General features: G+C 43.0%; 18 protein-coding genes. 5 read left to right on the top strand and 13 right to left on the bottom strand.

Annotation, left to right across the window (positions count from 1 at the left end):
- Positions 1-28: 28 nt before the first annotated feature.
- Positions 29-1,327, bottom strand: coding sequence for a Zn-dependent hydrolase (locus ABE021_RS09265; protein WP_430288223.1), 1,299 nt, complete (start codon positions 1,325-1,327; stop codon positions 29-31).
- Between the two features lie 456 nt (positions 1,328-1,783).
- Here ABE021_RS09265 and ABE021_RS09260 point away from each other — a divergent pair, with 456 nt between their 5' ends.
- From ABE021_RS09260 to ABE021_RS09250, 3 genes are read left to right on the top strand one after another with little or no spacing between them, the layout of a single operon-like run.
- On the top strand, positions 1,784-3,997 hold the full coding sequence (locus ABE021_RS09260) for an EAL domain-containing protein (protein ID WP_430288222.1): 2,214 nt from the start codon (positions 1,784-1,786) through the stop codon (positions 3,995-3,997).
- Between the two features lie 25 nt (positions 3,998-4,022).
- Positions 4,023-5,657, top strand: a complete 1,635-nt coding sequence (locus ABE021_RS09255; RefSeq protein ID WP_430288221.1) for a thiamine pyrophosphate-binding protein — start codon at positions 4,023-4,025, stop codon at positions 5,655-5,657.
- Position 5,658: 1 nt separating this feature from the next.
- The gene (locus ABE021_RS09250; protein ID WP_430288219.1) at positions 5,659-6,051 is read left to right on the top strand and encodes a carboxymuconolactone decarboxylase family protein; all 393 of its coding nucleotides are present in this window, start codon (positions 5,659-5,661) and stop codon (positions 6,049-6,051) included.
- 409 nt (positions 6,052-6,460) lie between these two features.
- Here ABE021_RS09250 and ABE021_RS09245 read toward each other — a convergent pair whose 3' ends face one another.
- The 10 genes from ABE021_RS09245 to ABE021_RS09200 form a co-directional block, all read right to left on the bottom strand.
- On the bottom strand, positions 6,461-7,150 hold the full coding sequence (locus tag ABE021_RS09245) for an amino acid ABC transporter permease (RefSeq protein WP_430288218.1): 690 nt from the start codon (positions 7,148-7,150) through the stop codon (positions 6,461-6,463).
- 32 nt (positions 7,151-7,182) lie between these two features.
- Entirely contained in the window at positions 7,183-7,854 is a 672-nt protein-coding gene (locus ABE021_RS09240; RefSeq protein ID WP_430288217.1) for an amino acid ABC transporter permease, read from the bottom strand.
- A 208-nt stretch (positions 7,855-8,062) separates the two neighbouring features.
- The gene (locus ABE021_RS09235) at positions 8,063-8,905 is read right to left on the bottom strand and encodes a transporter substrate-binding domain-containing protein (RefSeq protein WP_430288215.1); all 843 of its coding nucleotides are present in this window, start codon (positions 8,903-8,905) and stop codon (positions 8,063-8,065) included.
- Positions 8,906-8,937: 32 nt separating this feature from the next.
- Positions 8,938-9,684, bottom strand: a complete 747-nt coding sequence (locus ABE021_RS09230) for an amino acid ABC transporter ATP-binding protein (RefSeq protein ID WP_430288359.1) — start codon at positions 9,682-9,684, stop codon at positions 8,938-8,940.
- Positions 9,685-9,727: 43 nt separating this feature from the next.
- Entirely contained in the window at positions 9,728-10,765 is a 1,038-nt protein-coding gene (locus tag ABE021_RS09225) for an NAD/NADP octopine/nopaline dehydrogenase family protein (protein ID WP_430288214.1), read from the bottom strand.
- Between the two features lie 26 nt (positions 10,766-10,791).
- Positions 10,792-11,502 carry a GntR family transcriptional regulator gene (locus ABE021_RS09220; RefSeq protein ID WP_430288213.1) on the bottom strand — a complete coding sequence of 237 codons (711 nt, stop codon included), beginning with the start codon at positions 11,500-11,502 and terminating at the stop codon, positions 10,792-10,794.
- A gap of 982 nt (positions 11,503-12,484) precedes the next feature.
- Positions 12,485-12,751: a hypothetical protein gene (locus ABE021_RS09215; protein ID WP_430288212.1), complete on the bottom strand. Its 267-nt coding sequence runs from the start codon at positions 12,749-12,751 to the stop codon at positions 12,485-12,487.
- Positions 12,752-12,984: 233 nt separating this feature from the next.
- Positions 12,985-15,147, bottom strand: a complete 2,163-nt coding sequence (locus tag ABE021_RS09210) for a M28 family peptidase (protein WP_430288211.1) — start codon at positions 15,145-15,147, stop codon at positions 12,985-12,987.
- Positions 15,148-15,309: 162 nt separating this feature from the next.
- Entirely contained in the window at positions 15,310-18,813 is a 3,504-nt protein-coding gene (locus ABE021_RS09205; protein WP_430288210.1) for a right-handed parallel beta-helix repeat-containing protein, read from the bottom strand.
- 560 nt (positions 18,814-19,373) lie between these two features.
- Positions 19,374-20,126 carry a DUF6710 family protein gene (locus tag ABE021_RS09200; protein ID WP_430288209.1) on the bottom strand — a complete coding sequence of 251 codons (753 nt, stop codon included), beginning with the start codon at positions 20,124-20,126 and terminating at the stop codon, positions 19,374-19,376.
- Between the two features lie 421 nt (positions 20,127-20,547).
- On the opposite strand from ABE021_RS09200, the gene ABE021_RS09195 reads away from it, so the two are divergent.
- Positions 20,548-20,757: a hypothetical protein gene (locus tag ABE021_RS09195; RefSeq protein WP_430288208.1), complete on the top strand. Its 210-nt coding sequence runs from the start codon at positions 20,548-20,550 to the stop codon at positions 20,755-20,757.
- 203 nt (positions 20,758-20,960) lie between these two features.
- Here ABE021_RS09195 and ABE021_RS09190 read toward each other — a convergent pair whose 3' ends face one another.
- Positions 20,961-21,656 carry a uracil-DNA glycosylase family protein gene (locus ABE021_RS09190; RefSeq protein WP_430288207.1) on the bottom strand — a complete coding sequence of 232 codons (696 nt, stop codon included), beginning with the start codon at positions 21,654-21,656 and terminating at the stop codon, positions 20,961-20,963.
- Positions 21,657-22,078: 422 nt separating this feature from the next.
- Here ABE021_RS09190 and ABE021_RS09185 point away from each other — a divergent pair, with 422 nt between their 5' ends.
- Positions 22,079-23,221, top strand: a complete 1,143-nt coding sequence (locus ABE021_RS09185; RefSeq protein ID WP_430288206.1) for a glycosyl hydrolase family 18 protein — start codon at positions 22,079-22,081, stop codon at positions 23,219-23,221.
- Positions 23,222-23,383: 162 nt separating this feature from the next.
- Here ABE021_RS09185 and ABE021_RS09180 read toward each other — a convergent pair whose 3' ends face one another.
- The gene (locus tag ABE021_RS09180) at positions 23,384-24,346 is read right to left on the bottom strand and encodes a 2-hydroxyacid dehydrogenase (RefSeq protein ID WP_430288205.1); all 963 of its coding nucleotides are present in this window, start codon (positions 24,344-24,346) and stop codon (positions 23,384-23,386) included.
- Positions 24,347-24,513 lie beyond the last annotated feature (167 nt).

Here is a 24,513-nt window from a genome sequence, read left to right as displayed (position 1 = left end):
TCCACTCTCCTCTGAAGTTCCGAACTATTCAAGATCGTTCCATCTGCTTTTCAATGAAATCTTTCAACACGTGTATGCCAACGACACAGTGACTCAAGTCCGTCCATTCTTCGGGATTATGGCTAATTCCTTTTTTGCTTTGAACAAACAGCATCGCAGAGGGAACTTCTCTTCCTACTACCATGGCGTCGTGACCTGCACCACTCATCAGTTCCATCGGTTCCATCCCGAATTCACTGATGGATTCTTTCATGTCAGTGAGGAGTTTTTCATTAACCAACAAAGGTTGGACGGTTAATGTCTTTTGACAGGTGACGTCGACATGATGGGATACCCCTGATTGTTCAGCGGCTTCTATGATCGCTTCCACTAACGCATCGCGTTTGTCCTCATGGATATCCCGTATGTCTACAGTCAGCTCCACTTTCTGTGGAATCACATTCACCCCGTTTGGAAAGACATTCAACTTTCCAATCGTCGCTACTGCGGTATCACTGAACTGACGGGGTAAAGTAGAAACCATGTGAATAAAATGACTCGCAGCTACCATGGAATCCCTTCGATCATCCATCGGTGTATTTCCTGCATGTCCCGCTTCCCCTTCGAATGTCACATTCATCCACACCGGACCTGCAATCCCCTTTACAGCCCCGACTGATAAACCGTGTTTCTCCAATAGTTTTCCTTGCTCGATATGTAATTCGACAAACAATTCGATTTCGCTCATCTTCCGCTTTGCGCGCCACACGGCTGGCAGTGTACTTCCGTATTCTTCAATGACGGTTTCGAATGACTTGCCTTCACTGTCCACCTTCAAGTTCGTCTCTTCTTCAGTTAACTGCCCGGCCATCGCATGACTGCCCGTTAGTCCAGCGCCAAATCGAGTTCCCTCTTCGTCTGAGAACACAACCACTTCATACGGCTTACGCGGCTCGTACCCCGTTTCTCTCCATGCTTCTGCCACTTCGAGCGCAGCAATTACGCCAAGGGGTCCGTCAAAATCCCCTCCGTTCGGAACACTATCGACATGTGACCCAGACAAGATCGCAGGTCCGCTTTCGATTCCTTCCAATCGGCCAATGACATTTCCAGCCCCATCTTCAGTCACTTGCAAACCAGATTGTTCCATCCAAGACTTCACAACCTGTTTTGCCTGCTTTTCTTCAGCAGAATAGCCCGGGCGGGTCACTCCACCGTCCGGCGACGCACCGATCATAGACAGCTCACTCAATCGTTGTGCAATCCTTTCGCCATCGACGCCTCCGCGCGATAGGGATTCATCATATCCAGCAGTCAGTTTTGTAAATAAGCTTTCTGATCCAGTCATCGGTTCCTCTCCTCAGTCCACTACTTTTTGAATTTTTCAATATGTCTACTCTATCACCATACCTCATATTCAAAGGCAATTGTAAGAAAATATCCTTGAAACTTCAAAAAACGCACCCCATTCAGTCGATCGTCCATACACCTCCTTTTACTAGACAATCCCCATAACCTCAATTCAAAACATGGTTGTATAGAATCAATACCATTGACTCATATATCCTCGAATGAGAAGTACGATAATAAGGATACAGGTAACTCCCGATTGCTAGTACAACCGCAATTTAGAATAGTCGTTTTGTAATCGCCAGCCTCGCTTCCTTCAAGTCCAGGCCATAAACTATATGCTAGAATAAGAGTGTCAAATCATGCTAATAGCTATACTGAAATTACAAATGAACGATACACTTGTTGAATAGAGAATGCTCATATACATCGTTGTTAGGAGGAGATTTTTCACATGCCAGATCCACAATATATTATAGAAGCCAATGAAATGTGTGCTGCCTCGGGAATGGATCCCGGAGAAGTGTCTCCGCCGAAACATTTCTTGAATGATAAAGACTTCAAAAAAAAGAAAAATTCCTATAGTGAAATTCTGTCTGTAGTCAGCTTTTTCTCAGACAAATTACTCCATTCGTTGAAAGGTACACCGATTCTTGTGGTGGTCTCAGACGCCGATGGGTATTTGCTTTCTATAGAAGGTGACGAGACCATCAAGTCCACTAGTGACCAATTCGGCATCCAACTCGGAGCTCAATTCACTCTAGAAGATACAGGAACTAACGTAGTGAGTCTCTCCCTACAGGAAATGAATCCCATCAGTATTATCGGGGAGCAGCATTACCACCAATCGCTTCACGAAATCGCTTGCTACGGAACGGGCTTCCGAAATACAGAAGAGAATGATCTACTTGGCAGTGTCTCCATCATGATGCCGATTTGGTTCCAGAACCCATTATACTTATCCATGTTAGGGCAAGTAGTGGACTCGATTGAACGCGAGTTGCTCTTACGGAAACAGAATCGCAAACTCAATATCATGAACCAGATCATGCTGAAAAGAACGAGAAATGCGATTGTGATCACCGACGAAAAAGGCATGACTACCGAGTTCAATGATATCGCTGAAAAACTATCCAGTAATAGTAGAGAATCGGTTATCGGTAAACACATTTTCGACTCTCCTCTTACAGGAGAATACTTCAAAAAAGTCATCAACGAAGAAAAAATCATCAACAACGAAGAAATCAAGTTTACGAATCTCCAAGGGGATCAGGTGGTTTGCCTCTTCGACGCGCAGCCGATCTATGAAGGGGAAAAAATGGTTGGAGCGTTCGGTCAGTTCAGGGATATTACGAACCGCTATCATCTTCAAGAAAAATACAACTATTTAGCCTACCATGATGATCTGACCAATCTGCCGAATCGAAGGTATATCAAAAACAAAATTGAAACGATCGCCCAGGAAGTGAATACCGGGCAACTCCGCAGCATGGGCCTGTTGTTCATGGATTTGGATCGCTTTAAAATCATCAATGATAATTTCGGCCACTCCTACGGAGATGAATTGCTACACAAGGTAAGTGAGCGTTTGACAGAACGTCTTGGAGAAAAAGACACACTCGGCCGCATGGGGGGTGACGAATTCATCATGCTGCTGACGGATTTTGATGATCCAAGTTACGTCACAAAAAAAGCGGAAGAAATTCTTGAATCGTTCCGCCATCCATTCCTAGTGAATAACAAGGAATTGCACACTACCGTCAGCATAGGGGTTGTCCTATCCCCTGGTCCGCCTATTTCAATGGAGAACCTCATGGTCTATGCAGATAACGCAATGTATCAAGCAAAATTACAAGGAAAAAATCAGTTCGTTGTGCACACATCCGATCTATTAGATGAAATGATGGCGGAATCCAGTCTTGAAATCGAAATACGGAATGCTCTGGAAAATGATGAATTCGTTCTCCACTACCAACCTCAAATCCATAATACATCGGGGCATTTGATCGGTTTTGAAGCATTGATCCGCTGGCAGCATCCACGTTTAGGACTTGTCCAGCCCAACCAATTCATCAAACTCGCAGAAGATAGCGGATTGATTACCCAAATTGGGGAGTGGGTGATCAATGAGGCTTGCTTACAAAACAAAAAATGGCAAAATGCAGGGATGTCTCCCGTTAAAATCTCTGTGAATTTATCGACGCAACAATTTTTAACACCGAACCTTGTTACATTCGTAGAAGAAGTACTCGAGCGGACGGCTCTCGATCCCAAGTATCTGGTGATTGAAATAACTGAAAATATGGCGATGGAATATGTCTACTCGATACACGTATTGAAAAAACTCAAATCATTAGGCGTAGGTATAAGTATAGATGACTTCGGTACCGGATACAGCTCACTGAACTACCTCAAAAATTTCCCAATTGATTACATTAAAATCGATAAATCTTTCGTTAGCGAACTTGTGAATGGGGATAACGATGCTATAATTGTAATTGCTATAATTACTTTGGCCCATAATCTTCACAAAGAAGTGATTGCAGAAGGCGTTGAAACTCAAGAACAGCTGGACTTCTTGAAAAGTCATAACTGTGATATCACTCAAGGCTATTTCTTCAGTAAGCCGTTACCCGCAGAAGAAATCGAAAAAAACTATTTAATATAATCTAAGTTTAGGGAGCGAAATGAGTATGAAGTCATGTGCATCCGTTTTAGTTTCTAATTTTCAGCATTGGGGAATCGATCATGTCTTCGGCATACCTGGGAAGGCGATTTCCCCGATACTATTCGAACTTTTAGCCCACGAGATGGAATTCGTCTTAAGCAAACATGAAGCTGCCGCAGGATATGAGGCAGCAGGTTATGCATTGATGAACGAAACGATCGGAGTAGCTGTAGGAACTTCGGGGCCTGGCGGGACAAACCTTCTTTCCGCTGCAGGACAAGCAAAAGCATCCAACATTCCGCTATTGCTCATCACTGGACACCCTTCGATGAAAGATACTGGAACAGCGATGGGACAGGATTCCAGTATTTTCGCAACGGATCTGACGGACATGTTCAAATCCGTTACTAAGTTCAGTGCACGCGTAGAGCGTGGAGATCTGTTGAAACCCTATTTACAGCATGCACTTGAAAAAGCAGTATCCGGTGTCAGAGGTCCTGTTCACTTATCCATTCCATTTGACATCCTGCTCGCTGAGATCGATCCTTTCATTCTCGATTTCCCGGTTGCCCATGAACTCATTTCACCAAAACTGGATGAAGTATCCGAGAAGTTACAAACCGCAAAACGCCCCCTCCTCTTTTTGGGCAAAGGCGTACACTCAAGTAAAGCCTATGAAGAAGTCCGACACCTGGCAGAGCATTGGCAGATCCCTGTGATGACAACGCCAGGGGGGAAAGGAACTTTCCCATCCAATCACACACTCTCTTTAGGGGCATTCGGCTTAGGCGGCACAACGGAAGCATCCAATTATCTAGCTGAATCTGTAGACTTATTACTCGTGATCGGTTCACAACTAAGCGATATGTCCACTGTCGGATTAACGCAAGCGATGTATCCGGAACACATTCTCCACTTCGACTATGACCCGACCTTCATCGGTAAATCGATTCCAGTCCCAACAACGCCAATACTAGGGGATATCAAATCGAACTTGAAGGTCCTATTGAAGAATACTCCAAAACCGGACAGCGATTCCTTCCTATTGGAAATCGAGCCGAAGCCACTTGAAGAGAATAAGCCTGGAGTCCGTATGTCCGCTGTCCAAGTCCTGAAAGCGATGCGGAATGTGTTACCAAAGGAGGCCATCGTTTTCGGAGATGACGGAAGCCATTCGTTCTACGGCATCCAGCACTTCGACATCCATGAACCCGGGACATTTTTCTTTGACGATATTTTTGGAGCAATGGGGAATGGAATCGGATATTCCATCGGTGCAAAACTGGCAGCTCCTGAAAAACTGATTGTCTGCCTAGTCGGGGACGGTTGCATGTTCATGCATGGTACGGAAATCTCCACCGCTTACAATTATGACTCTCCTGTTCTGTTCGTCGTCGTCAATAATGGCCGATTGGACATGGTGGAAAAAGGAATGCGGAAGATGATTGGAACGTCTATTGGAGGCATTTATGAAACTCCTCTTGACGCTGCAAAATTCGCACAATCCATGGGGCTTGAAGCCGTAACGTGTCATACACCGACAGAAATCAGTGAAGAGATTAAAAAAGCGCTGCAGCGAATTCAAGAAACAAACAAACCATTCGTTATCGAAGCATTAGTCGATGAACACGAAATTCCACCTACGATGGGGAGACAATAATATGGAAAATCATAAACGTTACGAAACGGGTGCAGACGTAATGGACCAGCTCTTTTCACAAGAAACCCAAACGTACATGCAGCACATCAAGGAAATATCCCCCGACTTCTGGGATATGATTGTATCGTTCGGTTTTGGAGACCTCTACGGAAGAACGAATCTCACACTCCACCAACGTGAATACATCACATTGACAGCCCTTATCACACAAGGAGCGTTCGATCAGCTACGCGTCCACATCATTGCGTCTCTGAAAATAGGCATGACTCAGCAAGAGATTATTGAAATCATCATCCAATGCGTAGGGTACATCGGGTTCCCGAAGGCCGTTCATGCAATGGGGATTGCCGGGGAGATCTTCAAGAGTCTGGATGCAGAGAGCACTAAAGCTTAAGAAAAGGTGGAACCGATGAGATCGGTTTCACCTTTTTTACAATTCCTATAGGCTACGCAGAGAGCGTTCTTACTAAACACGATACAATTCAGTAAATCTATTGAAGCGTATTTCATGATTCGAGTGTTCACCCATTAGTTCTGTCCCGCTAATCATACGATTACTACTTACCGTCTATATCGGAATACCAGAAAGTCCAATATTCAGTTTTCTCAAAGCGGTCGACAGTATGTCTTTACTCGCCTTGCTACCAATCCGTTGATATACTTCCATTTCGTGATTTGGCTTAGTAGGACTTACAGGAGCTTGTCTTACTGAATCTACTCGTGGCAAAAGTAGGGACTATGCTTTTCAGATATAGCGAGGTACCCCCAGTTCCCTTAGACAAAAGAAGAATGCGCGTTTCATTTCACTTTATCCTTACATCATTCTCATATCTATCTGCAATCTTTGTTATTAAGATACCTATCCCCCAATAGATTAGCGCCACCATTAAAAACGCCTCAATGAAAAGGAAATTCTGAGCTGCCATAATTTTAGCTTGTGCAAAAATATCGATTACGGTGATTAAAAAACCGAGTGAAGTTGCTTTGATTGCTACTGTAAAGGAGTTGGCAAAATCGGGTACCGCGTGTACAAAGGCCTGAGGGGCAATAATTCTCCTAAAGGTTTGAAAGAAACTATACCCTAATGAGTGGGCTGCCTCGATTTGTCCATTATCCACTGCTAAAAATGCGCCCCTTATAATTTCTGACTGAAAGGTGGATAAGGTGAGACTAACTGTGACAATTAAAATGATAACTGGAGACAGGTTATCCATATTGTAAGGAATACCTAGCAGTGACAAAATAAGTTGCCCCGTCGCTGGTAATGCATAGTACATTAAATATAAAAAAACAACCATTGGCGTACCTCTTAAAAACAATTTATATAATCCTATCAGTTGGACCAGTACTGGAATCTTATATTGTAGTATGCAAGCCATAACTATTCCTAAGAGGGTAGATAAAAAAAGTATAGTTATCGCCAATAACAAAGTTTTAGGAAGTACACCCAGTATTTCCAAAAACATATCGTATGAAGCCTTTACGTCAAACATTTCTTCCCCCCTCTGCTTGATTTTGCTATCCCTTATCTAAATGATATTTTCTTCTCAAACTTCCTAACCAAGCTATCGATTGTAAAACACATTGCAGAAAACATAATGGCGATAACAAAATAAATAACTATTTGATTGGTCCCATAAGACCTTGATATGAACAATTCAGCAGTTCCCATAATATCCACTACACCAATCGCAAAGATAAGTGAAGTATCATGGATTAAATAAACCAACCCATTCCCATATCCGGGGAGCGCGACGGGTATCACCTGCGGAAGTATAATTCTGAAAAACTTTTGAGTTGATGTATAACCTAGACTATCCGCTGCTTCATGCTGACTTTTATCAATAGATAGATAGGCTGGACGAAAAACTTCAGAAATATATCCCGAATGATAAAACCCCATTGAGATAATCGCTGCGTGCATTGGACTTACATCAACCGAACTTAGGCCTATTAAGGAAAATATTTTAGGGATACCAAAGTACGCAATAAATAGTAATATTAATCCAGGAACGCTCCGAGCAAATGAAACATATAAATCTGCCATTTGACTGATTACTGGGATCTTTTTTATTCTAAGTACTGTTAAAAAAACAGCAAATAGTAGTCCAAGTGCTGCCGACATAATGATTATTATTATATTAATGGGAAGTGCTTTTAGAAATTCCAATAGCAACTCAGGCATAGTCATTTCCATAGTAATTCCTCCCTACAATGATGAACGTCCATGTTTCAATCCGTTTATATAACTCCTGCCAGTCAAGGTATACCTTCTATGATCTTTGTTTACATCCATACTCTCTTCATCTCATCCCCCTAAAGGAAGGATAAAGAGAATATGGATGTTTCTTTCTATTCCGGTAGAAATTCAATACTTAACTGGATAACTTCAAGTACATCCTATCTTATTGTTTTTCATCATATTGAAATACATCTTCATCGTAAAATTCAACAGATAGTTCCGAAAGTTTTCCGGAATCCGCCAATTCCCGTAATCCTTCGTCAATTGCCTCTTTCAGTTTCTCGTTTTCCTCCGATTTGTGTATCATGAAGAAAGTCGGGATAATTTTGATGGGATCCGTTGCACGGACAGCTAGCTTCTGGTCTTCTATAATTTTTATTTGTCCATAACTTGATGGATAAAACAATACATCATACTTACCGTTCGCTATTTCTTTCAGCCTATCTGCTATGGGGATACCAACATCCGCCAAATCGTACTTAAGCTGATACTTCGGATTCTCATCTTCCCAATCCTTAACGGCTTTATAAGTGGCTCCAGCTGGTGAAAGAGGAGAGATTTTCATCCCTTCCACATCTTCCATCGTTTCAATCCCACTATCCTCTGCAACATACATTTTTATTAGGGCCCTTCCGTTAGATTCTTCCGGGACTAAGTATTGTTTTGCACGTTCTTCCGTAAAACCCATGCCACCCGCGAGCATATCGTATTTACCAGTGGCTAACCCTGTTTCACCTGCTGAATCTTCAACAGCAACCAATTCAAATTCATATCCATCCATTATTTTATCCAGTTCTTTTATTATTTCCGGTTCATAACCAGTAACCTTTCCACCCTCATCCACCCAACTTAATGGTTTTGAAGTATGTCCAGTTGCGACTTTGATTGTTCTGACGTCTGAATCACCATCACCCACTGCTTTTGTTTCTTTATCGCCCGACTTACATGCAGCTAGTAAAACTAAAACGAATACGAACATAGTGAATGAAATGAACTTTCTCCTCATTCAAATCAACCTCTCTCCCATTATTATATTTTTTAAATTTCATGTTTCGCATACATTTTATTCAAAAACTGTCTCGTTCTCGGGTTCTCTGAATTTTCAAAAATCTGTTCAGGTGTTCCGACCTCAACAATGTATCCATTCTCCATAAATACAACTTTGTCTGAAATGCGCTTTGCAAAATCCATCTCATGGGTCACTAAAAGTGTTGTCATTCCTGACTTGGCTACATCCTCAATTACCCGCAAGACCTCCTCCACTAGTTCCGGATCCAGCGCAGATGTGGGTTCATCAAATAATATCAACTCGGGCTCAAGCGCTAGACCACGTGCAATGCCTACCCGTTGTAATTGTCCCCCAGACAAACGAGAAGGAAATTCATCTATTTTGTCTTTTAATCCCACTCTCTCTAATTGCTTATAACTATTCTGATACGCCTCTTTTTTAGATTTTTTTTGAACTGCTATTTGGGCATCCATCACATTTTGTATGACCGTTTTATGCTTGAAAATATTAAACATTTGGAACACCATGGCAGTTTTCCGACGAAGTTTAAGGATGTCTTGTTTTTTCATGTTTTTATAGTTTATCGTTAAATCGCCTAATTGAATTTCACCTTCATGTGGTTTTTCTAAATAATTAATGCATTTCAATAACGTTGTTTTACCTGTTCCGCTCGGTCCAATAAAGGATACGACCTCCCCCTTCTTAACAGATAAATCAATTCCTTTTAATACCTCGTTTTCATTGAATGAAATATGCAAGTTTTTTATGTGTAATATAATGTCTACCTCCCCAGACGTTTTTAAAATAGTAGTAAACCTTTTACACCTCCGACATACTTAGTAGGCTCTCTTTTGTTAATCCAGTAAACTTAATCCCTTCTGTTCTATAATCGCTCCCCATCAGTAAAGACGCTGTACTAATTATCGAGTCCGTATAAGGGGTTTCAACTCCCAACATTTTCCCTAACTCTGAAAGCGGAACAAGACCAAACGGTATATCTTCTGTCATATACCGATAATCCAATGTAGTAGGAGCCAGCCCTGTAGGGAATAAACCTGGCAAAGCTTCATATAGGTTTGGATAACTTGTATCATAAAACTCATTCAATACAGCCAAAATACTTTGAGTATCTACATTCAGCCGACTTGCTATTTGCAGTCTTTCCACATCCATCTTTTCAACGTAGTTAACTGAATAAGGCGACGCACCATTTGTATAAAACTGAAACTCTTCGTCTGCGTCAATTCTAGCAGCGTTAAAAAGAGTAATCGGTGGGTGAATCACGACATTCGAGTTATTCAATGATGTTTCAAAAACATTGTTTCCACGGATTAATTGGGGGAACCTGTTCATAAAAGAGGCTGCGATTGGATTCTCGTTATCTAATGTACTAATGAGCACGTTGTTTTTAATTTTATTGATATTCACGGAACCAGCATTATCCGCTATACTGACAAAAGGCATGGCACTAGTTTCTGCCACTGTAATATTCTTATTTTTTATAGTGTCATAACCTAATATGCGCTTACATTCGATCGCCCCCCAATATCCCGGGAAAAACACAATGGTCTGATTGTTTTTTAGAAATGGTTGGATTTGGTTTACAATTGGTTCATGCCCCATCGCAACCGTCGAAATAATGATAAACTCAGCATCTGAAATAACATCAGCGATTGATGTTGACGCTTCAAAAAATGCTTTTCCGCAATATATCCCTTTAACTTCCAACCCTTGCTGTGATAATCGTTGTGCCTTAGTTGAGTCACGTGTATACAACTTCACACGTTCCCCGTTTAATGTCAGATATCCCGCTATAGCTTGTGCCGTATTACCGCCACCAATTACTGCGTAGGTCATCATTATTTCCTCCTCGTATAGTGTTCTTAACCCCATTTTTGTTTTGTACTCATAACTTGATCAGGTCGTACACAATTGTATTTCTCGACTGTCTTTATTGCTTGATTCATAGAGCCCAAAATATGTTTTCTCATTTCTGCTACTGCATTCACCTTATCCTTCTTGATGATGTAATTAAGAATAACCTCGTGTTCGTCTACTGAATTTTTGGTATCGATAATGCATTGATGTGCTAAACGCCTGTATCGAGTGATTAAGCTGTTGAGCTGGGATAAAAACTTTACTGCGATTCTATTGCGACTTACTTTATAAATGTATTCATGGAATTGACTGCCAAAGTCGTCAATCTTCTCAAAGTTTTTCAAGCTGACAGTCAATTTGAGAATTTCAACAAGGTGTGCCAGATGTTCAATTTCTTTTTCAGTAATATGATCAATGGCATTTTCAATTACAATCCCCTCTAAATTACTACGTATGAGAAATATTTCCTTTACTTCCTGAATCGAAATTGGCGCGACTTTCATTCTGCCATTAATACCTCGGCTTATTAAGCCTTCCAGTTCAAGTCTTTGTAAGGACTCCCTCAATGGCGTCCTACTGATCTTTAATTCTTTTGCCAACTCATCTTCCACAATAGGTTGACCGGGTTCAAGAATACATTTCACGATTTTTTCCCTTAACTCCTTATAAGCAATATCTTTAGTCGATACCCTGCTGGTCCTAACAAGTTTGCTCAAATCTTTTACCACCTTTAAAATAATTGTATACATTTTTAAAATCGTCTTAACAAAGGGGGATCAAGTACAAATTGGACGGGATTTAATACGTTCAACAGGTAACATCCGTTTGGTTCTTTAAATTCATAAAGAAGATTCGCCAATTCATTTCTGTCAGTAATAGAAAAAACTGCAACACATTTCAAGAGTCCTCTAGCTCTGAAAAAGTTGGTATGGAAATGTTCTCTAATACTATGCTGAAGAAGTACTTTTCAAAACTCCTATCGGAGAATTTTTTTTGAAATGCTCGTTCTTATATCGCTAAATCTGATTACACTGCCTGTTCCTCATGTTTTTATGCAGCACATAGGATTTCTCCCTCCTCAGCAGATTAATCGAGCGAGCAACAACCGATTACTAGTCAACTATGGAGGAGTAAGTGATATTATTTTTGTAAGGTATTGGGGGCGTGCCTAACAATATCAGTATCTTTACTTGTGATCGCGGCGTTATTCGTTTCTTTTTGCATAGAAGGATTCCTACACATCCATTGCAAATAAAAAAGCACCTTTGGAAAAATAATCTCCAAGGGTGTCTTTAAAATGTATATATTATGGGGAATAGTGTACGGATTGCAAGTGGAAGTTACATGCCTTCATCTATCTCAATTTTTGAAGTGGAACGATCGTTTTTCCATGTTGTAAGCATTTACAAATGGGTCCTTCACGTGAGAATCTAAGGATGAAAATTACCTACAATCGCTTCCAACCCAAAAACCCCTAGCTACTTTTGAACAGCCCCCCAAATGGTAGACACTTTAAAAAAGTGATTCCATTTGGGGGGCTGTTGAATCTCGGCTAGAAGGCCAACTTATAATACCTTACTATAGTTAGATCGTTATATGAGCGGCACACTACATATTCCCTAATCGCATAAGCCATAGGGATTTCCGTAGCGATTCTCAAACACTCCCTGCTGTTTTTTCAACTTTTAGCACAATCCATTAGGACGATGCTTCGACAGCTTGGTCCAGGTAATCCAAGTATTCCAAGTAATAGCGTAACGGAATGGGATAATGCTTTAGGCCATTTTTATATTGTTGTTCGATTTGCTGTAAAAGAGTATCCGTGACTTCACGCTCGTTCGTATAAATGCCACGGCGTTGAAGATTGTGAAAACGATTCACATACTGTTCAATGGTCACTTCGGAAAGCTGCTTAGAGTTCTCCACTAGCTCATGCCGGGCTGATAAGTATTCTTCATATGTCATAATTGTCTCCTCCTTCCATTAACAGGTGTCCAAGTATTCACGAACCCCTCATGAGTACTATCGGCTATAAAAAGGTGTTGTTAAGATTTCATAACGGGAAAGTGAGCGATTCCACAAAAAAAATATTAAATTTCTCCGCAATCACTTTTTACAGGAACACTAACTTGAGAATCTAAAATGAAAAATCACAAAGAAGAGGAGCCCCCGTCATATCGACAGAGACTCCTCTTTCATCATTTCAACTCAGCCAACAACTCACCGAGCTTTTTCACACTAGCTGCTTCATCAGTTACAGTTTTGTCCAACAGAGCTTTTTGTCTTTCCAGTGCACTTGTCAAAGTTGAAATCTCAACGGAAACATCTGCATTTGCTTGCTCTTTTTTCACTTTCAATGAATGGATGGTGTCAAACAGGTCTTCATGACCGACAATTCTTCCCGCGCCCCACATGAGTTTTTCTTTTGGCGCTTCCATTACATAGTCAGTAAAGTAATCATATACTTCCTTTTCGAAGTCATATGCGTACCAGTTGTTATCGATTTCGTATAAATACTCGTCCAAAGGAGCAGTGATATCGCCTTTGTCCAATGCAGCAATGGACGCCGCTAAGTTCTTGACGTTATTTTGTGCGTGTTCATGTGGGAAAATCGGTTCGTCCTCCCACGTTAACCGGACAAATTGGTCTTCAGCATATTTAAAGGCCGCCAGTAAACCGCTGTTCAATTCACGGCTTTCCTCATAGAGGTTCTTTGCTGAATCCGTATCCCCTTTTTTGAGTGCAGCTGCGTATTCTTCATTCACTTCAGCTACCTTCGCATTCACCTCTTCTGCAAGAGTTGCAACGCGATCGATTTCACCAATCAAACTTTCTGGAGCGACCGATGCTTGTTTGAATACTGCTGTGTCGATCTTTTCTTTCATCGCGTGCAGACGCGTGGTGAAGTCCAGTGGCACGATTGCCGTCTGGTCGTAATGCATGGTAAGTAATCCATAGAGATTCAAGTGGAATTTCAGTGCTTCTGCATTGAATGCATCCTCACTATCGAATTGGGAGTGATAATGGGAGTGCATGAATTCGCTATCTTGAAAATCATTACGCAGTGCGGGTATACCAGCAATACCGAATGAGAAGTCATCCGACCACGTACGTAATGGAGAGACGACAGAAATCCCATCCTTATATACATCGGATAGCTGTGGTACTTCCTTTGCAAACTCAGTCAAGTAGTTATTCAGCTCATAGACGGAACGAATTTCGTCTTGAGTCGTATGTTCAAATGCCGGGAGTTCAAAGTTCATATTGGCAAATGTTTTTCCTACCCATTCAGGGTGGATGTTGAAGATTTGGTTGTAAGCTCCTGTGGACCAATCGTATCGGGAATTCGATACGCCCCATTCTTCCGCCGCAAGTGCGTTGAAGATGATCGTCTTTTCAGGTTGATAGCCGCTGTCGATCATCCCTTTTGCGATCCCCATCAATAGGCCGATTGCCGCGTTGTCATCCTGGAATCCAGCAAAATAAGAATCGTAATGTCCGGATAAGAGGATGTAGGAGTCAGGATCCTTACCGATGATTTTTCCGTAATAATTGTACGATTCCCCATCCATTTTCACAGTGGATTTTGCATCGAACTTCACAGTAAGGCTTCCTGTTTCACTTGCTTCCAAGGCCTTCTTAAGGTTCCCTGCATCAGTTTGGGACATGGAAAATGCAGGTGCATCATCCGGTCCGCAAATATCCTGGGCATTCAGTGCATCGGGATCCACTTCGCCATACCCGGCTTCTTGCACTGCAATCACCGCGGCCGCTCCTTTCAGGTGAGCTTGGTACGCCGGATAATTGATCCACCATTCTTCCCGTTGATTGATGTCTATCAAAACGAGTTTCCCTTTAATATCGAGCCCTTCCAAATCGGCAGCCGTCCCTTTACCCGCATAGACAACCTCAAGTTCCTTCACGCCTTTTGTGTCGAAGTTGACTTGATACCCACCTAGTACTGCAAGATGTTCTTTTCCCTCCACGTCTGTAAAGGTCAAATCCGCTTTCTCGAATTCCCAGCTGTCGACCTTGAACTTATCTTTTGTCACTTCGACTAGACCGATAGCCTTCATTTCTTCCCCGATTTTTTCACCCGTCTTCCGTTCCGCCTCCGATCCGGCAGTACGATAGCCTAACTTCTCGTTGGTTTTATATTCTTCCAATCCTTTAGTAAAGTCAAAAGCATACTCCACATCCACTGCAGATAAGTATTGTTCCTTTCCATCTGTAACGGGAGCCGTCTTCCCATCCTCCACAGACTCTTCCTTCACTTCAGGCGTTTCTTCTGTTGGCGCACATGCCACTAATGACATGCCGACAAGCATCGACAACGTCAAGCAGCTCACAATCTTTTTCATGTATCACAGTCCTTTTCGTTTTTTTATGACTAGCTAATTAAACGATAAGAACAGGCTTTTAGCAAGTCTATTTTTTGAAAAAACTAAAAGGCACCTTTGCGCAAAACAACCATGAATGGTAAACAAACATGAAAGTTTCTTGCGAAGGTACCTATTTAAGATTCAGCTCTCCAATAAAACCAAATCATCTAGTGTAATCTCTTTTTTCATTACATCACTCACCTGGCTGCTGCTTGCAATTGCCAGTCTATAGTCGACTTTCCGGGTCATTTCTTTAGCCATCTTCTTAGCCAGACCTGCATTTCCGAAGTGTTCGTCTCTTCTGTTAAAAATGTCTTCGTAATGACGATGCAACTCCATTTCGGCTTCAACCGTCAGGCGATATCCTTGAATGTAGAGCTTCGTGATTTCCATCAGTTCTTCTGGTGTATAATCTTCAAAATGTAAAGTGAGCCCGAAGCGGCGTCGCAGCCCTGCGTTGCTGTCCAGGAACCGGGTCATTTCTTTCTCATAGCCTGCCGCGATCAGCAAAAACTCCCCTTGGCGATCGGACATCTGCTTCAGCAATACTTCCACTGCTTTTTTCCCGTAATCATTCTCGCCACCACCGGCGAGTGTGTAAGCTTCGTCGATGAACAGCGCACTGCCCATCGCACGCTCAATCTGGTCCGCTGTCCGCTTTTCCGTTTCGCCAATATGCGTCCCGACCAAGTCGCTGCGATCCACTTCAATCAGTTCGCCTCTATCAAGTAATCCGAGGGCTTGATAGATACCTGCAAGGACGCGGGCGACCTCTGTTTTTCCTGTCCCTGGTTTTCCTATGAGCAACGTATGGTTCATCAACTTTTCGGCTGAATGGTTTTCCCGTTTGTAATACCTCATCAGTTCAATCATTTCATCAATTTCAGCCTTTACCGTGTCCAGACCGATGAACTGATGGAGTTCTGCTCTTTTCTCAAAAAGCAGTTCCTCATCGATGGGAACCTCGTAATTCTTAACATCCCGCTTTCCTACTGCTTGAAGTACGTCTTCTTCTTCAAAAGTCGTCAATAACGCTTCTGTCCATTGGTCCCGTGGAAACGTTGCAATTCTCAAGGACTGGGCCAGACCGATTTGATCGTAAAATGTGCGTGCCATTCGGGCATTGCTAAATGTCTGGTCGCGCTTGCGATACCGTTCGATGAACTCATTCCGGATTGCACGCTTTGCCGCTTCAGTTACAGAATAACTTCCTTCACAGCTGGATAATACGATTTGCATGAGCTCATCAGGCGTATAGTCCTCGAAGAAAAGCTTTTCAGTAAATCGATCTTTCAGCCCCGGATTGGACGTTAAGAAACGATCCATATCCTCCGGATACCCTGCTGCAATCACAACAAATTCACCACGATGATTTTCCATCGCAGGCAGTAATGTGTCGATCACTTTCTGTCCATAATCGTTGCTTGAGTTCTTTCCTGCTACAAGAGAATACGCTTCGTCTATGAAGAGTACCCCGCCCATCGCTTCTTGGACTTTCATCTTCGTTAATTCCTCAGAACTCCCTACGTGGGTTCCAACAAGATCATCCCGTTTCACTTCAACAAGATGCCCTTTCTCCAAAAGACCTAGCCACTTAAACACCCCGCCCATGAGCCGTGCAATGGTAGTCTTCCCTGTGCCTGGATTCCCTTGGAAAATCATATGGGGGGCAACCAGCTCAATGGTTTTCAACCCCCGTTCAGCTTTGAATCGATTGATTTCCACTAAGTTTTTCATATCCCGGATTTTGTCTTTAACCGCTTCAAGTCCGATATACTCGTCCAAAGCATTCATTAAGACGTTCATCATCTCTTCATTGACATGTGAATCTTTTGTTTTAGTTGGTTTTGACAGTGTGCCCGCTTTAACTCGTTCCTCTTGTCCTGCTGAAACGGCAGGTACCGACAACGCCGTGTTTTTCAGTAATGGGTTACTGTCATCCAGTCGATTCAGATCTCCCGCACGGTTGTTGTCAAAGTGACACGCTTCCATGAGTGGAGCGGATTTCTCCACACGTAATCCCGCCTTTTTTCCATTCATCACCTGTGTTGAGTTAAAGATAGCCGAAGGGCACTCTTTCAGAACGATTTGGTCATCACGATGCCCGTGCACTCTAGTATTTGTCACTTCAATACGTTCCACTTGACTGAACGACACTCCGGACGAGTCGCCATCGTAGAGTTCGCACTCCGTCAGGGAAACTTTGGCAGACTTCGATGCGCTCACCTGCGGTCTTTTATGGTTAAACAGAACCGTCCGCTCCAGTGACACAACTGTCCCTGGACCTATGAGTATTCCATTTTTTTCTCCATTTGAAATCCTGCAATCCGCAATTTCTGCATGAACATCGGAGCCTAGTGCAATGTTCGAACCTTTATGATCCGAGATAATACAGTTAGATACATTCAACGTGGATTCTTTAGCCGACAAGCCCACATTTTTCCCACTCTTCACTTCAGTTGCAGAGACCGTCAATTCAGAGTGTTCCGAAGCAAAAACCTGAGCGCTCTTATGATGACTCACTCGCGAATCGGAAATCTTCACTTGACTGTCTGCAGCGTAAATCCCTTTGTTTTTCCCTTTCTCTATATCACAGTCGAGAATGGTTAACACACTTTCGGTAAATGCAGACAGCTGGGTCATCTGATGGTATTTCACCGCGGATTCAATGATCGTACACGTAGAATTCACGCAAACAATCCCTCTGTCTTTCCCTGAGACCAATCGCGTTCGTTTCATCGTCACATTGCTTTGTTCCATACAGTTTAACTGGACGCTTTTTTGACCTTTGAATAGCGAATCCGTAATCTCAACAGAGGAGCTGCTCATAGTCACACCCTCGGATTCTCCGTTTTCAAACGTACTGGACTCTATTTCAAAATGAGATCCGTTCGTCAGGTTCATATGGGCTAGATCCTGCATGTTAAATGTACAGTTTTTCATGACCCCTTTGGAATGGTCACTAGAAATCCCATTTGCCTTCCCTAAATAGAAATTCGTCTGTACCAAATCTAAGAAGCTGTCTTCTTCCATAGATATTTGTACCCCGCTATTGCCGATGATCGAACTCTTAGTAACCGTACATCGACTGCCACTTGTCAGACTGATTCCTTCTTCCTGACCGCTTAGAATCCCGCAATCTGTCAGGGCAACTTCCCCTCCATCATGTACAGCAAGTTGTGCCTTCTCCGTTGTTTCTTCTATTATACAATCGAACAGAACGAGACGCCCTGACACGTCAATACCCTGGATATTCTTTTTGAATACGGTATGCTCTGCCGATACTTTTGCCTTCTTGTCCACTCGCATCGCAGTTCCTTGAATTTCAGAGAAAAGACAGTGATGAAGTGTCAACTGCCCTGACTCGATATGAAGTCCATAGTCAATCGGAGCAGTGCCGCGTCCGACAGTGAGCGATTCAAACCGTACTTCATCCGCTGCATCGATATGTATGCCGCCTGTTATACAGACGGACCGTGCGTCCTCTCTTGTACTTCGAAGGATAAGGGGCTTATCGATACGTAAGGATTCATGGTAGATGCCCTCTTCAATTTCCACCGTATCTCCGGGCATGGCAGCTTTTACTGCGGATTCGATTGTTGGATAGCTTGAATCGGGACGCTCTGAAACGTTTAGGGTCGCCATGTATCTTTCCTCCTTTCGTTGGATGAGTTTGTTGGTTTAGGAAGACTCTTTCCCGGGTTGTATATAAAGAGCAGACATAAAAAAACACTGTAAAAGATACAGTCATCTGCCTAATCACAAGCCTTTTTCAGCCGTAAAATATATCTTCAGTTTAGCATACTATTCCGCATTGACGCAGTGTAATGACCTTCTTCTGAAGTACCGAAATAGATCAAATTCGCCCGGCATAAACGTAATAGGATAGCTGGTGTAAATCAGGTAGACAACCGCCCTGCAAAAACAGACAGAGTCAGCATGAGCTGTCCCTGTCTGCTTTCCGATTTACTATTCTTGAAGATCCCATTTCATCGTCTGCCAACCTGCACCAATTCCTTTGTCTTCTTCACAATCGATCATCCGTAAGCAGCATCCCCGTTTTTCCTTTATTATTCTCATATGAGGGTGCCCAGTATATGAAAATTATTGTATATTTTTCACTATAATGATTAGGCAAAGTCTATTTTCGGAAAAAAAGAACACCATTTATCGGTAAAAGGTTCTATACCATAACATGGGGCACTTTAAAAGCTTATTGAGTTTTCCTTCATTAAGCGGCCTATCTCAAAAATTGCAGCAATTTCTGCGTTTTTAACCGAAGATATTATAGAACCGTCTTCTTTCCTATAATAATTAAAGCCATCACACTGTACATAATCATATACTTCACTGATATCATAAACAGCATTTGGTTTAATGCTACCTTTTCCTTGAATGAGACCAGCTGATATGGAATGGTTTCCACTATGGACCCATGCGATTCCCATCGGCAACCACAAATCCACACTATGGTTAACGTCTTGTCTCCAAGGGTTATTCACTCTTCCTTCTCCAATTTGCGCAATGCAATTTACCAACCTCGAGGTTTTCCATGGCCAGGGTAAAACCAAATCTCGATTTAATAATATAGTTTTCTCAAGCTTTGATTCTTTTATTAAATCTTCAAATCTCCTCCCATCTTGTGACAGTATGGACCTGAAATTAAATAGAACTCCTTCTGGATATAAGTTAGGTAATCCTGACTCATACTTTACATACAGGAGATTGGTTAAATAGTGTGTTTGAATTCCCCTTCCTACGAGTCTCACCACATCAACTATTGGATGCTCTACTCCTTTACCTAGGTCTAATTCTTTTGTTTGGTCCAGAACGCTTTTAGAAAAACTCATAATGCTGTCAAAGTCTTCTTTATTCTTTTGGTGATTCCTTTCTATCTGTCTTTCATTGAATTGTGCGTTTGCAACTTTCTCCCGTTTCACTATGAATTTACTTAACAACTATCCGTCCCCCCTTCAAAAACCATATGAATTGGATAGGAGAAAGATACTAAACTCTTGAGTGAATGGTACCTGCGTGCAAACAAGACGAAGGTTTTCAGAAACATTGATCTGTGAAAGGCCGGAAGAATCAGGAGTTGGATACAGGTCCCGCCGCACCGTCATTGGATGATTGAAAGAACAAAAAAACAGCCATCCAACAGCGAATAATGCGCTGCTGGATGGCTGTTTCATTGGGAATTTCTGTGCTTCTTACACGATGAAACATGGTGTCCTCTTATCTGTCAGATAGCTGAAGACTCCTATTCCGTATGACTTTCCAAATCTCTAGTGTATTTTCATTGTGTGCCATCCCATGCTATAATGAGAAACTAACATCATCACTAATAATGGAACGGACGAAATAAGGAGATGTAAGGGAATGCAAAAACGATGGACGATCGGTGAGATACAAAAGTTTGTTGAGAACAATTCGGATAGTAAATTGTTAAGTACGGAATATCATGGTTTTTCTCAGAAATTACTATTTAAATGTGCGTGTGGCAGTAACTTCGAAAAAACATTCACGAAATTCAACACTAAAAACCAACGTAAATGTGATGTGTGCCAACCACCAAAAGAAGCACGATAACCTATAGTGAACAAAGTAAGTACTGATTTCTTTTCCAGAGAAATTGGTGCTATTTTTTATTTCCCGTATCCTTACACCTTTCCTTGGAAATGCTTTAGTTAAAAACAACAGTCAGCGTCAGATAGAGCCGATCTGTTCCAGGGCGGACACTCGTGGAAAGCAGCAGTGCATAAAACAAACACGAAAGTTTCTTGCATAGTTACCTAGCTTTCACTACTGTCTTCCCCTTTCCGTCTCACCCCGGCCAGCTGTTCGATGCACTTGAGATACCTCATTCTCGTTTTTTTCAGATTGGTTGGAAACGAACCGTGAAGAGGATGTGGAAGTCGGTCTGCAATCGGATAGTCCAGTTGTCCTTCTTTTACCAGTTGGCGGAGAGTTCGTCCCACCTCTTCGCTGAGAGGGATAATAAAAGAAGGATTGACAATTTTCATCTCTTCCACAAAGGACTCGATAAAGTGATGACGAACGGTACGGGGCAGAGTATAATAATTCAAATTCTTGCCGTTACGAAGGAAGCCGAACCAGGAAACATTGGTCAAATACACAGCATCCTGAAATTCTCCTAAGTCATACTCCTCGATGATGGACAGCATGAATTGGGCACTTCTCTCCTTATCCTGTCGGCCATATCCCGGCAGCAGCCGATCAATCCCGTCGAAATCGATGAAGGGCACACCCGTTTTCCCCGCCCCATATTGACCGGGATTTATTCCACAAAAGACGATGCGACGTTCCAACTTGGAATAGAACTTTTTATAATAAGCCCGGACCAGCTCAGCCTGCTCTTTGAATCCAGGCAATACGGAGATCCCCTCCCGTTCCAACTCCCGCAGTACATCCCCTTTTTCGGCTAGGCGGTCCAAAAAAGATAGATGCAAATCGATAATCTTCTCCATTGATAAACCCTCTTTCTTTCTCAACCCAAACTCCATCATCAATATACTTCTTAAAACCTTTAATCTCTTATACTTTATTTTCTATTTTAATAGTACCAAATACTGCTACTAAATGACAGCATAATTATGCTATTCTACCTATTTTCCTGACCATCTTCGATCAATTGGTTAACCTGATTCACTAGAATCGCCATTCACTTCCTCAAATGATTATGATGCAAGAAACGCTACCAACGCTACTTGCTTCAAAAATCTTCCTTAACTACGAAATCCACTGGGAGAATTCTATCCATCCCCATTCCACAAATCCCTGACTAACTTCCGAATCGTATGATGCAGCGGTATCTAAAACAGAAACGAGTGGCATCGTGGATTTTGCAGGCATAGTCATATAGGAGATGAATAATAAGGAGCGAAGTGGATTGCAGATTTATGTCGTGAAACAAGGAGATTCGCTATGGGCGATTGCCCGTGGATATGGAGTCACAAGTAACGAAATTGCTGTGGCCAACCAACTGGAGAATTCGAACGCCCTAGCAGTCGGTCAGGCGCTCGTCATTCCAACTGTGTCCCAGTCAACCACTCCAAAGCCGGTGATCGATGTGAATGCGTATACGATCAATGCAGGGGAAACCGGGGCCAGGGAGATTCAAGAAGTCGGCCGTTACTTAACCTACTGGATGCCGTTTGTCTATAGTATTAAAGAGGATGGCAGTTTAACGACACTCGATGACACTGAAATGCTGAAATCTGCTTCCGCCGAACGGATCGTGCCCGTTCTTGCGATCACAAACTTCAGCTCGACCACTACGGGAGCCGGACTTGCGCATACCGTTCTTTCCAGCCGTGAACTTCAAGAAAAACTGATTACGAACATTCTCGCTGTCATGAAGGAAAAAGGCTATCAAGGGCTCAACATCGACTTTGAGAATGTGAGGCCGGGTGACCGGGAATCGTACAACCAATTTCTTCAGCTGGCCGTCGATCGCCTGCATCCAGAAGGGTACTTCGTCTCTTCCGCGCTTGCCCCTAAAACCAGCAGCACCCAAAGAGGCGAGCTCTATGAAGCACATGACTATGAAGCGCACGGCAGGATCGTCGACTTTGTTGTCCTGATGACCTACGAATGGGGCTATCGCAAAGGACCCGCCCAAGCCATTTCCCCTTTGAATGAAATCAAAAAAGTGCTCGACTATGCTGTCACAGTCATCCCGAGAGACAAAATCCTGTTCGGCTTCCAAATATACGCACGGGATTGGGTCCTTCCGTTCGTACCAGGGCAAGAAGCTGAAACGTTCAGCCAACAGGAAGCAATCCAACGCGCCATCCAATACCAAGCCGCCATTCAATATGACGAACGAGCACAATCCCCTTTCTTCCGTTACTCAGATGCACAAGGCCGCAGACATGAAGTATGGTTCGAAGACGCCCGGAGTGCACAAGCGAAATTCGATATGGTGAAGGCATATAAACTCCGCGGGATCAGCTACTGGGTGCTCGGCTACCCCTTCCCCCAAAACTGGCTGTTGCTTGAAGACAATTTCACGATACGGAAACGAGTATAATTCAGATAACAAGGGAAACACAAAAGATGCCAGGCTTTCATTGAAGTCCGATTCAATGAAAACCTGGCATTCTTTTCATGTCATTCAACTGTTTAAGTCTTATTAAGAATAGGGAAGCTTTTTCTATGCTGCGCAAGGCGCAACCCACACACCCCCCATCTCTCACCTAACAATATTTTTCGGTGCACGCCCCTCAAGCACATCCACAATCGCCTGGGCATTCAAGTTCATCATCGCAAGCCGTGTTCTAATACTGGCACTGCCAATATGAGGGAGGACTGTAACGTTCGGCAATGAAAGAAGCGGGTTCTCGAGCGATACGGGTTCCGTCTCGAACACATCCAGCCCTGCTGCCCAAATGGTATTGTCCTTCAGCGCACTGTACAAAGCCGTTTCGTCGACAATTCCACCCCGCGATACGTTAATCAAAACCGCTGTCCGCTTCATCAGTCCCAGCTCCCTGGCACCGATCAGACCTGCCGTTTCTGGTGTATAAGGGGTAAGAAGGACAACGAAATCCGCCTCTTCCAACAATCGATCGAGCTCCCGGTATTCGAAACCATGCTCCGCTTCCGCATCAGGTTTTCGATTCCGATTATGGTAAAGGACATCCATGTTGAACCCCTTCGCCCGGCGCGCAACCGCTTCACCGATTCGTCCCATACCGACAATACCAAGCGTCGCGCCGCCGACATCCATCCCCGTGAACCCCATTGGAGACCATGACTTCCAATTGCCTTTCCGCAATTCACTTTCAGCAACAGTCAATTGACGTGCCGTCGACAAAAGAAGTGCAAACGTCAGATCTGCTGTCGTTTCCGACAAGACATCGGGTGTATTCGTCACTAATACTCCTTGTTCTTTCGCTGCTTCCAAATCGATATTATTATAACCGACCGCCATATTGGCAATCACTTTCAAATTCTTGCCCGTTTCAATCAGCTCCCGGTCGACCCTATCGGAAATGACCACCCATAATGCGTCCGCGTCCGTCACTTCCTTCAATAGAACCTCTCGCGGAACCGGCTCACTTTCCGACTCCCACATCCGGACATTGAACTTCTCTTGAAGCGGCGCCACCACTCGCTCATCCATTTTTCTTGTTATCAAGAGTTTCGGTTTCATTAGGATCCTCCTATTCACACAATTGACAATAGTGTAACACACTATCATAGTAGGAAGAATGTCTGGACGAATTCTAGGTCATGAGTGACTTAATCGCTCTGTAATGCTAGGAACGTACAATACAACTTTCAATTTATCAGATTCGTGTCTCAACTGTGCGGTGCAGG

The sequence above is a fragment of the Sporosarcina gallistercoris genome (assembly GCF_050459885.1).
Taxonomy (GTDB): Bacteria; Bacillota; Bacilli; order Bacillales_A; family Planococcaceae; genus Sporosarcina; species Sporosarcina gallistercoris_A.
This window is presented reverse-complemented; position numbering and strand designations above follow the sequence as displayed.

Coding starts and splice junctions, on each gene's coding strand:
- ABE021_RS09180 (WP_430288205.1), bottom strand. CDS start 24,346: ATGAAACCGAAACTCTTGATAACAAGAAAAATGGATGAGCGAGTGGTG.
- ABE021_RS09190 (WP_430288207.1), bottom strand. CDS start 21,656: ATGGAGAAGATTATCGATTTGCATCTATCTTTTTTGGACCGCCTAGCC.
- ABE021_RS09255 (WP_430288221.1), top strand. CDS start 4,023: ATGAAGTCATGTGCATCCGTTTTAGTTTCTAATTTTCAGCATTGGGGA.
- ABE021_RS09205 (WP_430288210.1), bottom strand. CDS start 18,813: ATGGCGACCCTAAACGTTTCAGAGCGTCCCGATTCAAGCTATCCAACA.
- ABE021_RS09265 (WP_430288223.1), bottom strand. CDS start 1,327: ATGACTGGATCAGAAAGCTTATTTACAAAACTGACTGCTGGATATGAT.
- ABE021_RS09210 (WP_430288211.1), bottom strand. CDS start 15,147: ATGAAAAAGATTGTGAGCTGCTTGACGTTGTCGATGCTTGTCGGCATG.
- ABE021_RS09215 (WP_430288212.1), bottom strand. CDS start 12,751: ATGACATATGAAGAATACTTATCAGCCCGGCATGAGCTAGTGGAGAAC.
- ABE021_RS09260 (WP_430288222.1), top strand. CDS start 1,784: ATGCCAGATCCACAATATATTATAGAAGCCAATGAAATGTGTGCTGCC.
- ABE021_RS09235 (WP_430288215.1), bottom strand. CDS start 8,905: ATGAGGAGAAAGTTCATTTCATTCACTATGTTCGTATTCGTTTTAGTT.
- ABE021_RS09245 (WP_430288218.1), bottom strand. CDS start 7,150: ATGTTTGACGTAAAGGCTTCATACGATATGTTTTTGGAAATACTGGGT.
- ABE021_RS09250 (WP_430288219.1), top strand. CDS start 5,659: ATGGAAAATCATAAACGTTACGAAACGGGTGCAGACGTAATGGACCAG.
- ABE021_RS09195 (WP_430288208.1), top strand. CDS start 20,548: ATGCAAAAACGATGGACGATCGGTGAGATACAAAAGTTTGTTGAGAAC.
- ABE021_RS09225 (WP_430288214.1), bottom strand. CDS start 10,765: ATGACCTACGCAGTAATTGGTGGCGGTAATACGGCACAAGCTATAGCG.
- ABE021_RS09240 (WP_430288217.1), bottom strand. CDS start 7,854: ATGGAAATGACTATGCCTGAGTTGCTATTGGAATTTCTAAAAGCACTT.